Genomic DNA, 13,279 nt, shown 5'->3' with positions numbered 1-13,279 from the left:
ACGCTTTCCGTCGTCAATGATTATGAATTAATTTACTTTACGCCGGGTCGCTCTCTGACGTTTCGCCGTTTTTAGCGCTTCAACCTGCGCAATACTCAATGCTGGAGCATCAAACAGGCCCATCATCTCTTTCTCAAGCCGTAAGGCAAAGACCACCTTCATAAAATTTTCCAGGGTCACTTTACCGTTGCTTTCCAGCTTCTTTAAGGCCGATACGGATATGCCGGCCTTCTGTGCCAGATCTTTCTGGAGCAGGTTTCTACGCAGCCGATGTTCTTTAAGACGGTGTGCCAGTTCAGCCATTAAGGCAGATTCTGAATAGAGTTTAATAGCCACATTAACAGCTCCAGTTGCAATAAAACGTCATTAATAACCTTTATTAAAGCCATTATAGTAAAGCACTCTCTCAACGCGAAATATTTCTATTAAGGGTTTTTTAAAAGCTTTTATTCCCCTAAAACGGGAATAAGAGGCTTTTATAAGTCTTTAATAGGGAATTATGATAAGAAGCGGTGCAATATACTGTCCGGCTCAGTCTGACGCGTTGCGCAATGTTAAAATACCGCTTTCAGGCCACGCTGTTAACGTTGGCTGAAGAGGCAAAGGAGCGCGATGGCGGGAAAAAGAGTTCGTTCCTGCGGTGACCAGCCCTATCGAATAGCGGGCCAGTCACCTTTACAATCTGGAGTTGATTTATTTAACGGAATAGATTACTTCGACAGTAATTCATATCTCAATGGATTATCTGCGCACTGTCCACTGCCACATTCAAGTACCGTAGAGACTAAGTTTCCTGCAATCAGGAAAACGAATAACAGGCTGGCAACCTTATTTGCTCCTGGCAGCGAGGGAAGGTTGATTAAATTTTTCGAAAGATCGTTTAACGGCATTATTACTGCAACAAACATAATAAGCAGGACAGAGGACAACAGAGCCCAGGTATAAAAATGTATGCCCATGAATGTCGAACCATAGCCAGTATCACCTGGCGTGATATGCAAAAACATCTGCCGGGCTGCAATTATACCCGTTACAATACAGCCAATGATAACCATACCATAATGGGTGTTTTTAATACTTTGCTGTATATTAAATAAAAAGCCACAACCCGCCAGTATCAGCCCTACCCGTTGAAGTAGACAAAGTGGACACGGTAACTCTGACTTTACCAGTTGATAATAAAAGGCAATTAAAAGGGTAATGGATATGCCAATAAGCCCCAGAAAGTTCGCAAACAGGGCAAGCTGAGTATTTTTCTGTTTAAAATTTTCCATTTTCATTCCTCAGAAAGACAGATTCAGAGCATCAGTAGCATGGTATTTAAAGGTAAGAAGGGTCACTACCAGCAGAACTCCCCAAAGCGCATAACTTATCTTTCTTTTGCCAGATAAGACGCTTAAAACTATGCCCAGAGCGATTAAAAATGGTAAAAACATAAAATCTCCTTTATTTTTCTGCCTGTAAATACAGAGCTGACTATAACTTATTCCTGTTTAACGCTTTGAATAATCACTTATCAGGCGAGATGACTCGTCAGAATTTTAAACACAACAATTTCAATCACAGTATACGCCTGATTTATTACTTTCATCTATAACTCTGTAGACTATAGAGCGAGTTATCTTCTGTTATCGTACTCTCACTACTGCTCCAGTTTCCTGAATATATAGTGGCCTGGACCGGGCGCTGCTAAGCGGACGTAATACTTTTAACCGGGTTCCGCCTTTCTTATTTATTTACCCCAGTATGCATCAGCGTTTGGCCTGGGTAATGGCCAACAGAAGGGTACGAAGGTAAGCCTCTGTTATCAATAGCGACACAATCCCCTAAAAAGCAGATTATCCTCGAAACCCTATGCAAGCATCCTGAACCCGCTAACCATAAAAGAAGCATTGCCCAACAAAAGTTTTACCGGAGAATCAACGCCCATCAGCCGGTTTACTGCTTGGTTATGCAAACATGACTCTCGGGATAATCACTGACAAACCCCGGTTTAACAGGGCGATACAGCAACTGGCATACAGGCATAGAGAAAAGATAAAACGCTACTTTCGGCGCGGCAGCGACACACACAGCAGGCCAAAGATGATTAACAGTACACCGGTAAAACTGCTCCAGCGGAATGTTTCACCGAACATCGGCAGTGAAATCGCCCCCAGCCATACCAGCACATAGCTAAGGCTAAGTAAGGGATAGAGCCGGTTGAGCGGCAGATAGCGCAACGCCAGCATCCAGCACAGCATCGACAGCGCATAAGCACCGAGCCCGGCGCACAACAGCAGCAACGGTTTAAGGTACTGCGCCATTTGCAGGCTCGATATTTCACTCAGGGCCGGAAGTTCAGGCATCGCTGCGCGTAATACCAGCTGCGCCAGCGACACCAGCAGAACGCTGCTCAGCGCAAACGCCAACCCTTTCACAAATGGCTCCCGATAAGACTAACGCCCGCAATCATCACTATGATGCCCAGCCACTGCTGCAGCGTGTAGGTTTCCTGCCAGAACAGTCGGGCGGCCAGCGCGACCAAAACGAAATTAAGACTCAGCATTGGATAAGCAACGCTAACCGGCGTTACGTGCAGTACCGCCAGCCAAAGCAGCATCGCCACGGCGAGCAGTAACAAACTCAGCGCGATCCACATCAGCAACTTTTTTTTGCCGCGCCTGGCGCCGAGATGCGCCGCCTGCTTTTGGCACAGCTGGGCGGCGCAGCTCAGTAAGCTCACCAGTAAAATCAGTAACAGATTCATGGTGCCGCATCATATCCGTAGTAGACCAGACGGCCCTGACGATAGACATCATCGGGCGGCGGCAAATGCGCATCTGGCATAATTCCATCAGAGCCCAGCATCAGCACCAGCGAGACTTTCCCCTGACGACGATGCACGTCCAGCCAGGCGGCAAAAGCATCGGCCGCAACATAACGTGACTGCGCATCTGGATAACTGAGACCGTATTGCAGCTCGCCTTTGGCATCATAGAAATTAATATCGCTGCGCTGTAGCTCCCAGGCAACGGCAGATGCCACGCCCGGATTGTCTGCCAGCAGATAACGGCTGTTTGCCAGCCGATCATGTACCACGCTGATAAAACTTTGTGGTTGTTTTGAGTCGCGTACCTTTTGCGGAATGGCAAACCCGACCAGCAGCGCCAACATCAGCGGGCACAGTGCCGCCAGTTGCCAGCGATCGCTGGCTGGCTTGCGACTCAACCACCCCATCACGCCCCAGCCGATAAACGCCAGCGCCCCGCACATCACGCTGAGCGTCTCATTGCTGGCATAGACTGGACGATGCGCCAGCCCCCAGGGTGCAATCGCTACCAGCAGCACCAGTGTGGTCACGACGCCAAACAAAAAATTAATCCAGCCATTCACTTTGAAGGCTTTCATCACCTGTACGCTACCGCTGTATGCATAGTTCGCCATCAGTAACGCCAGCGGCGCAAAGCACGGCAGAATATAGGTAGGCAGTTTGCCTCTGGCGATGCTGAAAAACAGCAGCGGCAACAGTACCCAGCTCAGCAGATAACACGCGCCAGCTTGCTGATTACGTTGACGCCACGCAGCAAGCAGCGAACCCGGCAGTAGCCCCAGCCATGGCAGACAGCCCGCAAGTAACACTGGCAGGTAATACCAGAACGGTGCTTTATGTTGGGCATTGGACTCGGCAAAGCGCTGAATATGTTCCACCCAGAAGAAATAGTGCCAGAAATCGCCTTCCTGATGATTAATTGCCAGTGCCCAGGGGGCGCTTAACAGCACAGCAACCATGACTGTCAGTGGACCCCAGCGTAACAGCTCACCAAAGCGATGCTGCCAGATCGCCCACGGCATAATCGCCAGCACCGGCACGGCCAGCGCCAGGAAACCTTTGGTCATGAACCCCATCGCGCAAGCCGCACCAAGCAACACATAGCCACGCAAACGTTGCTGCGAAGTCATCGCCTGTACGGTCAGCCAATAGCTACACATTGCCGACACCAGCCACAGCAGCAGGATCGGATCGAGCACTGCATACGTACCGATGCTGTACACCAGTAGCGAGGTCAGGAAGATCACGCTGCCCGTCAGCGCAATTTTCCGGCTGGCGAACATCTGCCTGCCAAGCCAGTAAATCAGCACGGCACTCAACGTGGTGCTAAAAATCGCCCCGGCACGCACACCGAAATTGGTGTGACCAAACAGCAGCTGACCCAGGTTATTTATCCAGTAGCCCGCAACGGGTTTTTCGAAATAACGCAGGTCGAAGAAATGCGGCACGATAAAGCTGTCGCTAAACAGCATTTCACGGCTGATCTCTGCGTAGCGGGTTTCGTCCGGTTGCCATAATGCGCGGAATTCAATCGGGACGAGATAATAAAGTGCGAAAAGTGCGAGTAGCAGTGCCGTTTTAGTACCTGTACGCATCCATGGTTCCTGTTAAAAATTAGCTCTGACAGCCCAGCCAGCCTTCGCGCCCAGGGACATGACCGCGCACCACGTTGCCTTGCGGCAGTGTTGTGAGATCTTCCGGCAGCAATTCGCTAAGCGGACAGAAATGGATGTCCTGCTCTTTTGCCCGCGCCAGCAAGTCAGAAAATGCCCGCAGTCCAATCCCCCCTTCGACTTCAGCATGAATGGTATATACCGGCGAACCGGTTGCGGCATGCATCTGCTCAAGGATGAAATCGTTAAATCCGGCAGCGCTCACCGACTGGCCAACCACCTCATCCCATGTAGGCAGGGTTACTGGAATCTGCACCGTGCCTAAGCTGCCATCATTTAGCCGTGGCAGAAACGGGCCAGTACCGCGGCAGTCGCTGTTATAGCGGAAACCAAACGGCTGCTTGGCTGCAATAACGCGCTCATCTGCGCGCCAGCCTGCCACCGCGGAGCATGTGAGATTTTCACCGAGAATGTCTTCCAGCGCCTCTTTGCCGCGCGCAATCTGCTCAAATAATTTATCTTCCGGCCATACACCCGCCCAGGTTTGCCAGGCAAAGTGATCCCAGGCGTGCAGTCCGACCTCATGGTGCCCTGCGGTAGCGCTAATAATCTCTTTCAGAGCAAGGCCGATTTCACGCCCCGGCCAGGCCGTACCCGCCAGTAAAATATCCCAGCCATAGAGCGAAGCGGCGCGCGAACGCAGCATTTTCCACAAAAAGCGCGGCTTTATCAGACGCCACAAATGACGCCCCATATTGTCCGGCCCGACGCTAAAGAAGAAGCTGGCCTGCAGCTCATGCTGTCTGAATTGCGCCAGTAATGCCGGGACACCGCGCTGGGTTCCACGCCAGGTATCAACATCCACGCGCAAGCCAATTTTCTTCATGGCTTTTCCGACAGCTCAACGGTGCGCAGGAAAAAGTCCAGCGTATTCTCAATGGTGGTATCCATCTCTATGGTTGGCGTCCAGTCCAGCAGACGGCAGGCGTTTTTGATCGACGGCTTACGATGCTCCACGTCCTGATAGCCTTTGCCGTAGTAGCTGCTGCTTTCCACTTCGCGAAAGCCGGCAAAAGGCGGGAAACGATCGCGCAATGGATGCCGCTCAAAGCTGGCCAGGAGCCGCTCGGCCAGCTCTCTGATGCTGGCTTCGTTTTCCGGGTTACCAATATTGACAATCTGACCGTCACAGTTGTTTTGCTTGTTCTCAATAATGCGAAACAGCGCTTCGATGCCGTCACGGATGTCGGTAAAGCAGCGCTTCTGCGCCCCTCCGTCAATCAGTTTGATGGGGGAACCTTCCACCAGATTGAGGATCAGTTGCGTGATGGCGCGTGAGCTGCCAATACGTGCAGCGTTGAGATTGTCGAGACGCGGCCCCATCCAGTTAAACGGACGGAACAGGGTGAAGCGTAGCCCCTCTTTTTCGCCGTAGGCCCAGATCACCCGGTCCAGCAGCTGCTTCGATACCGAGTAGATCCAGCGCTGTTTGTTGATTGGTCCAACGACCAGGCTGGACTGGTCCTCATCAAAGTGGCTGTCGGTACACATGCCGTACACTTCGGAGGTTGACGGGAAAATGATGCGCTTTTGATATTTCACGCAGTCGCGGATGATTTTGAGGTTCTCTTCAAAATCCAGCTCGAATACGCGCAGCGGATTGCGGGTGTACTCAATCGGCGTGGCGATAGCAACCAGCGGCAACACAACATCACATTTTTTGATGTGATATTCGATCCACTCAGAGTGAATACTGATATCGCCTTCTACAAAATGGAAGCGCGGCTCATTGAGGAAGCGGCTGATAGCATCTGAGCCGATGTCCAGACCGTACACTTCAAAGTTATCGTCCTGTAACAAACGCTCGGTCAGATGGTTACCGATAAACCCATTCACACCGAGTATCAGCACACGAGTACGACGTTTAACCGTCGCCATCGGCTGCGAGTACAGCAGCGCGCCCGGAACCACACCGAGGCTCTGCGCCAGCTGGCAACCGTTCATATATACGCCGTTCTCGCTCTGACCGGTCACCACTTCCAACGCCCCTTCACCACAGGCGATCAGAAACGGCTCAACTGACAATACCGTACCCGGTCTGGCATTGTGCGCAGTACAGTGGACACGCCCTTTCCACACCACAAATTTCACGTTACCGGCAAAGGCGAACGCGCCCGGCCACGGCTCGGTCACCGCGCGCACCAGATTGTTAATGATTTGCGCGGGTTGCTCCCACTGGATGCGGCCATCTTCCGGCGTACGGCAGCCCACCACGGTGGCGATGCTGTGATCCTGCGGCGTCGCCGTAATATCGCCGCGTTTCATTGCTGGCAGTGCTTGTTCCAGTAGCTGGGTCGCACAGACCACCAGCTTGCGATGCAGCGTCAGCGCATTGTCCTGCTCTTCGATCGCCACGCGCTGCTGCGCCACAATATCGCCAGCGTCGGCACGTTTCACCATACGGTGCAGCGTCACGCCCGTTTCGGTTTCACCCTTCACCAGCGCCCAGTTCAGCGGCGCACGACCGCGGTATTTCGGCAGCAAGGAGCCGTGCAGGTTAAAGGCACCGAGAGGGGGAACGTTGAGGATGTCATCGCTCAGCAGATTACGATAATAGAACGAAAAGATGATGTCAGGCGCCATCGCCCGGATACGATCGACCCACAGGGGATGATTAGCATCTTCCGGCGCATACACCGGGATTTCCTGTTCCGCCGCCAGGCGCGCAACCGAGCCAAAAAAGTGGTTTTCAGAGGCATTGTCAGCATGCGTAAAAATTGCGCTGATTTCAAAACCGGCGCTCAGTAGCGCATTAATGCCTGCACAGCCCATATCATGATAGGCGAAGACGATCGTTTTCATTACTCAATTTCCTGTACTGAGGAGGCATCCTGCTGAGGATGGATGACGCGTTGAACAAAGTAGCGCGGACGGGCGCGGACATCGTTATAAATACGGCCAATGTATTCACCGAGTAAGCCCATGCCGACAAACTGTGCGCCGATAAAAATGAACAGCACCGCGAATAGCATGAATACGCCATCACCGGCCCATTCAGCACCGAGGAACAGCCGCAGCACGATCAGCACCAGCGAGAAGGCAAAACCAGCCAACGCGATCAGGCTGCCAACAATGCTCAGCAAACGCAGCGGCGTGGTGGTCAGACAGGTGACCAGGTCGTACATTAGGTTAATCAGCCGCATAAAGCTGTATTTGGAGTCACCAAATTCGCGTTCTGCATGTGTCACTGGCAGCTCGATGGTGCGGCGCGCGAAAGTATTGGCGAGGATGGGAATAAAAGTACTGCGCTCGTGGCAGTTGAGCATCGCATCGACGATATGCCGACGATAGGCGCGCAACATACAGCCATAATCGCCCATCGCTTTACCCGTAACTCGCTGTATCAACTGGTTAATAGTGCGAGAGGCTCGGCGGCGGAACCAGCTATCCTGACGGTTCTGGCGCACTGTGCCGACCACGTCATAACCTTGCAGCGCCGCGTTGACCAGATTCGGAATCTCTTCTGGCGGATTTTGCAGATCGGCATCCAGCGTAATAATCAGATCGCCGCTTACATGACTGAAGCCCGCCATGATCGCTGAATGCTGGCCGTAATTACGATTGAGCAATACGCCCACCACATGGCTACCGGGCATATCAGCAGCGTCAGTAATCATCTCGCCGGAGCGATCGCTGCTGCCGTCATCCACCAGCAGAATTTCATAATCCAGCCCCAGTTCGCTACAGGCAGTATCGGTACGCTGTATCAGTCCGGGTAAACTTTCCTCTTCGTTGTACACCGGGATCACCACGGAGATCTTACGAATGGCTTTTTCTTCCAGCATGTCAAACTCCGGCGATCTGACGTAAAGCGCTAATCACGCGCCCAGTGTCTTCGTCACGCATATCAGGAAATAACGGTAGGGAACAAATACGATCGCTATTCCATTCGGTATTAGGCAGGGAAAGGTGCGGATAGCGGTCGCGGTAATATTTGTGGGTGTGTACAGCACGAAAATGCAGACCGGTGCCGATGCCCTGAGCGTTGAGCGTTTCCATTAAGGCATCACGGCTGAGGCCGCATTGCGCTTCGTCAACGCGAATGATAAACAGATGCCAGGCGTGCTGATGCGGCCATGACGGCTGCGCCAGCGGCAGAAAAGGCGTATCCGCTAGCTCGGTGAGATAGCGCTGTGCAATGGCCGCGCGACGCTCATTAATTGCGGGCAGCTTATGCAACTGCACCAGTGCTATAGCGGCGCTAATATCTGGCAGGTTGTACTTAAAACCAGGCATGATCACTTCTGCCTGCGGCTTGCGTCCATGGGTATGACGATCGTAAGCATCAACGCCCAGCCCATGAAATTTCAGGCTGCGCATGCGATCGGCCAGGGCCGCATCATCAGTGACAATCAGACCGCCTTCAGCGCAGCTCATATTTTTTATGGCGTGGAATGAGAAGATGGCGGTGCCCCGATAGCCTACGTGTTGTCCCCGGTAATAGCAGCCCGACGCGTGCGCGGCATCTTCAATCACAGGAATACCGTGACGCTCGCCAACCGCACGGATGCCATCTATATCAGCTGGCGCGCCTGCGTAATGCACCGGGATAATGGCACGTGTACGTGGCGTAATGGCTGCTTCAATCTGTTCAGGCGTGACCATTAAGGTGTCACAATCAATATCAATCATTACTGGCGTCGCCCCCAGCAGCGTGATGATGTTGATGGTCGATACCCAGGTCAGCGAGGGTGTAATTACCTCATCGCCGGGCTGAATATTCAGAGCCAGCAGCGTGACGTGCATACCTGCCGTGGCAGAACTGACAGCAATCGCAAACTGATTGCCGGTAAGCTGGCAAAAGGCCTGCTCCAGCGCTGCGTTTTGCGGCCCGGTAGTGATCCAGCCAGATGCAAAGACATCACGCACAGCCTCAAGCTCGCTTTCACCTAATGTAGGACGTGAGAAGGGAAGAAAAGCCATATAATCCTTACTAAAAAATTCGGAGAAACAGTACCGATTTGTGTAAGCCCGGTAGATAAATATTAATAGTGTTCGGATTTGCAAATTCAGGTAACCGGGATATATTCCACCCGCAAGCACAAACGAAAGATAAACAATTCACCGGTGGGAATAAAAACCTTAGAAATACACAACGCAATTCTACCAGGTAAATTAAACTGAGCCTGAACACATTTGATGTAATCGTCTGTTTTTAATGATCAAACCTCTGAAAATAATGCTAACGCCCCGTTCCATGATGGTTCGAAAATTATTAGGGCAACTATCTGTTTCCATCGTTACTATTACTTAATACGGGCCACTCTCTTGCCTGATACAAGCAGACCACCAGAAAATTCTCTATTTTTATCATATCGCCCTGCTATTGGATTGGACCCGCTCTTAAAAAGCGCTCTAAATTAATTATGCCATGCGGTATTACCGTTAGACCCTCTGGCCCGCCCCGAACGAGACAGCGTCGTTTATGGCTATCAAAATCAACAAAGGCAGCTATGGGGTAGACAAGAGCATCTCTTCTTCACACGCATCGTTATGAAGCATTATTACAAATTAATTTTTATAACTGTCTGAGTATTTGCAGTAAAATTGCTATAGCTACTGACTCTCTGTTAATGATTTCGATAAGCCAAAAAACTCAGGCAGCAATTTCAGTCGCGTCAAGATGAATGCTGAACAATCCGGCCTGGGAATGTGCTTACTGATATTTCCGGTTAACATTTCTCGCTAAAGCCGCATTAAAATCGCTGATATTGGCAGAATGCCCAGCTAAATTTAGTGAACTATTACAACCTGGGCATTCCAAAAAACATCATAAATCTGATCCCAGCAGGGATGAATATTATTAAAGCATTCAGACTATCATTGCCAGACTCACGGTAGGAAAGCTTTACCAAATTTATCATAAATTTATCTGATAAAATTTGTGAGAAAAAAAGCCAGCGGTTTTAAGGTAACGTCACAAAAGGAACACGCTTTTGATATAATCTGAGCGAAAACTGAAACCGTCAAAAATAGAGATCGATTGATTCCGCTGCCGCATAACTTGAGTTGCCGCTAGCTGAACGCAATTCTACAGAGGCTTGTCACTTTATTGGTGCACCTGCGCGGGGAAACGCTATACAGCGACACGCTAACGGCAGACGCACTACCAGGCTCAACAGGCGGAAAGAACTTTTTACTGTGAGTCTGGAAAAGATCATAAAGCGTTAAAGGCGCATATCACCGCCATCCTGGACAGCGCCAGGTGATCTCTAATCAATGATTGCCTTACGTTTTTCTCTCCCGTTATTCAGCGCGGATAGTTACCCACCGAGCGGTTCACCGCTGCCCAGGCTGTTTTTACATCACGCTGACTCATTGCCAACGCCTGGCGGGCCTGGATGTAGCTTCGCTGGCTGTCGAGCACATTGATGAAATTTGTCAGTCCGCCATTATATCTCGCCTGAATCAGCACTATAGCCTCTTTGGCACTTTTCTCCTGTTGCTCCTGCTCGCTGAACCGCGCACCGGCTCCTCAAACAGATAATGTGCAGCCAGTAGACAAATAACCAGATCGATCGCGCCTACCACCATATAGGGCGCGAGTTTTGCCAGCACCAGTTCAAGCGGACGTACCGGTGTGACAAAGAACGCCTCCAGCGTGCCGCGTTCACGCTCACGGGCAATAAACAGCCCGGTCAGGAAAGCGCCAATCAACGTCAGGATCAGCACCACCAGACCAGGTACTGTTGCCGGATTCGTTAAACCACATGCGCTGTTCGATGGTGACGCTGCCGGTGGCAGACTGGCTTCCGCCGCGATCAGCACTAATGGCCGTCTGTGTGGCCAGGGCGTGACATATTCTTGTGCAGCGCTGGCGACGCTGGTAGACGCACCGTTGAGCAAGAGCTGGAGTTGCGCATTGCCAGTGGTCAGACGTTGAGCAAAATCGGGGGGAATGCGTAAAATGGCGTCCGTTTCGCCCTTACGCAGCATATCCTGAGCGGTCTTCAGGTTCGTATATTCCTGAACCGAAAGATAACGGCTGCCCTGCAACGCCGTGACAATCTGCCAGGACTGCGGGGTACGTTGTTTCTGAACAACGGCGATTCTGGCGTTATTCAGATCGAACAACAGGCCATAGCCAAACAGCAAAATCAACACCACGGGCAGCAGAAGCCCCACCGCAAGGTTGCTTTTATCCCGTAATAACTGGCGTGTTTCTTTACGGGTCAGTGAAATCAGCCGACTCATAAAAGTGGAATTTTTCATTACTGATTCCCCTCTTTATGATTCTGAGCCCGGGCGTTCTCAACAATTGCGATAAACGCGGTATTCATATCTGCTGCATGAGCCAGCCCGGCCCGCTGGCGCACCTCGCGAGGCGTATTTTCCTGGCATCCTGAATGGCTACCGGATTTAATTCGTCCCAGGTCGCCTTCATCGATCCAGACGCGCACCCATTTCGGTTCAGTCAGCGCCAGGGTATAGACAGGCTTCTGCGCGCTGGTCATATCTCCGGGTTCCTGAAGGCGCGCTCTCACAACAGCATTAACCGGCGCGCGTAACTCTGCCTGTGAAATTCGGTATTGTAATAACTCAAGATCGGCCGCCAGCGCTTTAACCTGAGCCACGGTCGCTTTGCGTTGTTCCGTTCGAACCCCTTTAATCATCAGGTCAAGGCTGGCCTGTCGTTCTTTAACACTGGCCCCGGCAATGTTCAGGTTGTTCCTGGCGGTATCCAGTTCCTGTTTACTGACGCCTTTGCCGGCGGTGCTGGAGGAGATACGCTGTATGCGCGAGAAGTCTTCACGAGCCTTAGTCAGTTATGCCTGTGCAGAAGCCAGTTGAGCTTTAGCCTGCACGATTTCTTCTGGTCGGGCACCTGATTGCTGCTCACGCACGCTTTGTTTTTCAGCATCTAACCGGGCCTCTGCCTGTTTTTCCTGGATTTTCAGCGCACGCGTATCAAGTTTCGCCACCACCTGCCCCACTAAAAACAAAGTAATAGCCAGTGCAGCACAGGTTGATTTGGCCGCTATCAATTATCATTTTAGCGGCCGGGACGGGATGTATCTTGCTGTCCTGTCACTGGCACACCAACCTTACCTGGATGAAGAAAAACTTGCGGCGCTGGCTGCAAGCAATCTGCCACTGGAAGAAAAACTGGGTGTGTTTCTGGAAAATTTTCTTTCAAAACTGAATGAAGGAAATGGCTGGCACGGGCGGGTATTTGTGCGAGAATTGCTGGCTCCTTCGGTCCAGCTCTCAGACTTTGTGAACAGCGAATGCATGGGAAAAATTCAGTCGGTGCGGAAAATTATCAGCGAAGCGGCAGGTATCAGCGAAAACAATCCGGCTTTGTTACCCTGCATGTTAAGTGTTATGGCCCCGTGCATGATGTTTATAGTGGCGGGTAACCGAATCCCAGGGCCCGTCAGAGAAATTACCGCAATGCAGACAAAGTCACTGACTGAGCACTTTAAACGATTTTCGCTCGCAGGTCTGAAGGCAACCAAAGCATTCCATCACATTAAATAAAACCTCAATCGCACAGAAAAAAATAAGGTATACAATAGTTTTTCACCGTTATTTTATTGCCGATAAAGCCAGTCATTATCCTCTGCTTCCTACTGGCTGGCATGGCAATAACCACTTTTCTATTTTTGCATTAAAGGCTGACTTTCCTCCCCCACCGCTGCAAATCTTTGCCATAGCCTGGGGCGACATAATCCAACATTGCCGGGAAAAATAACGCTGCTGATCTGCTAATTTCCATTTACGGCATGGAACAGCTTAAGTCTGAGGGATTACTACGTAACTTTCTGACTAAGCGAACTCAAATTGCTTAATG

At 51.1% G+C, this 13,279-nt stretch carries 15 protein-coding genes and 1 pseudogene; 1 reads left to right on the top strand and 15 read right to left on the bottom strand.

The genetic code is table 11. From position 1 onward, the window contains the following. Window positions 1–27: 27 nt before the first annotated feature. The 15 genes and pseudogenes from H2P46_RS20015 to H2P46_RS22825 all read right to left on the bottom strand — a co-directional run bounded on the left by H2P46_RS20015 (window position 28) and on the right by H2P46_RS22825 (window position 12,470). Window positions 28–336, bottom strand: coding sequence for a helix-turn-helix domain-containing protein (locus H2P46_RS20015; protein ID WP_193406588.1), 309 nt, complete (start codon window positions 334–336; stop codon window positions 28–30). 374 nt (window positions 337–710) lie between these two features. Continuing rightward, a complete protein-coding gene (locus H2P46_RS20010; RefSeq protein WP_193406587.1) occupies window positions 711–1,274 on the bottom strand; it encodes a disulfide bond formation protein B in 564 nt (187 codons plus the stop codon). A gap of 9 nt (window positions 1,275–1,283) precedes the next feature. After that, window positions 1,284–1,436 (bottom strand): DUF5993 family protein, encoded by a 153-nt coding sequence (locus tag H2P46_RS23110; protein WP_238939046.1) that lies wholly within the window; start codon window positions 1,434–1,436, stop codon window positions 1,284–1,286. Between the two features lie 609 nt (window positions 1,437–2,045). Beyond that, the gene (gene arnF, locus H2P46_RS20005) at window positions 2,046–2,420 is read right to left on the bottom strand and encodes a 4-amino-4-deoxy-L-arabinose-phosphoundecaprenol flippase subunit ArnF (protein ID WP_193406586.1); all 375 of its coding nucleotides are present in this window, start codon (window positions 2,418–2,420) and stop codon (window positions 2,046–2,048) included. Further along, the gene (gene arnE / locus H2P46_RS20000) at window positions 2,417–2,749 is read right to left on the bottom strand and encodes a 4-amino-4-deoxy-L-arabinose-phosphoundecaprenol flippase subunit ArnE (protein ID WP_193406585.1); all 333 of its coding nucleotides are present in this window, start codon (window positions 2,747–2,749) and stop codon (window positions 2,417–2,419) included. Before arnE ends, arnF begins: the two co-directional genes overlap by 4 nt. Continuing rightward, window positions 2,746–4,407, bottom strand: a complete 1,662-nt coding sequence (arnT, locus tag H2P46_RS19995; protein WP_193406584.1) for a lipid IV(A) 4-amino-4-deoxy-L-arabinosyltransferase — start codon at window positions 4,405–4,407, stop codon at window positions 2,746–2,748. Before arnT ends, arnE begins: the two co-directional genes overlap by 4 nt. A 19-nt stretch (window positions 4,408–4,426) precedes the next feature. Beyond that, on the bottom strand, window positions 4,427–5,311 hold the full coding sequence (arnD, locus tag H2P46_RS19990) for a 4-deoxy-4-formamido-L-arabinose-phosphoundecaprenol deformylase (protein ID WP_193406583.1): 885 nt from the start codon (window positions 5,309–5,311) through the stop codon (window positions 4,427–4,429). Continuing rightward, window positions 5,308–7,287: a bifunctional UDP-4-amino-4-deoxy-L-arabinose formyltransferase/UDP-glucuronic acid oxidase ArnA gene (gene arnA, locus H2P46_RS19985; protein ID WP_193406582.1), complete on the bottom strand. Its 1,980-nt coding sequence runs from the start codon at window positions 7,285–7,287 to the stop codon at window positions 5,308–5,310. The genes arnD and arnA overlap by 4 nt, the downstream gene beginning before the upstream one ends. After that, a complete protein-coding gene (gene arnC / locus H2P46_RS19980; protein WP_193406581.1) occupies window positions 7,287–8,270 on the bottom strand; it encodes an undecaprenyl-phosphate 4-deoxy-4-formamido-L-arabinose transferase in 984 nt (327 codons plus the stop codon). The genes arnA and arnC overlap by 1 nt, the downstream gene beginning before the upstream one ends. A gap of 1 nt (window position 8,271) precedes the next feature. Next, window positions 8,272–9,408, bottom strand: a complete 1,137-nt coding sequence (gene arnB, locus H2P46_RS19975) for a UDP-4-amino-4-deoxy-L-arabinose aminotransferase (RefSeq protein ID WP_193406580.1) — start codon at window positions 9,406–9,408, stop codon at window positions 8,272–8,274. Window positions 9,409–10,735: 1,327 nt separating this feature from the next. Next, window positions 10,736–10,900 (bottom strand): TolC family protein, encoded by a 165-nt coding sequence (locus H2P46_RS19970; protein ID WP_338103666.1) that lies wholly within the window; start codon window positions 10,898–10,900, stop codon window positions 10,736–10,738. Next, a complete protein-coding gene (locus H2P46_RS19965) occupies window positions 10,900–11,697 on the bottom strand; it encodes an ABC transporter permease (protein WP_202987534.1) in 798 nt (265 codons plus the stop codon). Before H2P46_RS19965 ends, H2P46_RS19970 begins: the two co-directional genes overlap by 1 nt. After that, a complete protein-coding gene (locus H2P46_RS22830; RefSeq protein WP_202987533.1) occupies window positions 11,697–12,098 on the bottom strand; it encodes an HlyD family secretion protein in 402 nt (133 codons plus the stop codon). The genes H2P46_RS19965 and H2P46_RS22830 overlap by 1 nt, the downstream gene beginning before the upstream one ends. A gap of 15 nt (window positions 12,099–12,113) precedes the next feature. After that, a pseudogene (locus H2P46_RS23560) lies at window positions 12,114–12,251 on the bottom strand (hypothetical protein); the annotation flags it as partial. Beyond that, entirely contained in the window at window positions 12,252–12,470 is a 219-nt protein-coding gene (locus H2P46_RS22825; RefSeq protein ID WP_202987532.1) for a hypothetical protein, read from the bottom strand. 25 nt (window positions 12,471–12,495) lie between these two features. Here H2P46_RS22825 and H2P46_RS19955 point away from each other — a divergent pair, with 25 nt between their 5' ends. After that, window positions 12,496–12,966 (top strand): CerR family C-terminal domain-containing protein, encoded by a 471-nt coding sequence (locus H2P46_RS19955; protein WP_193406579.1) that lies wholly within the window; start codon window positions 12,496–12,498, stop codon window positions 12,964–12,966. The last annotated feature ends 313 nt before the right edge of the window (window positions 12,967–13,279 follow it).

This window comes from Mixta mediterraneensis (assembly GCF_014946725.1).
In the GTDB taxonomy this organism is placed as follows: Bacteria; Pseudomonadota; Gammaproteobacteria; order Enterobacterales; family Enterobacteriaceae; genus Pantoea; species Pantoea mediterraneensis.
This window is presented reverse-complemented; position numbering and strand designations above follow the sequence as displayed.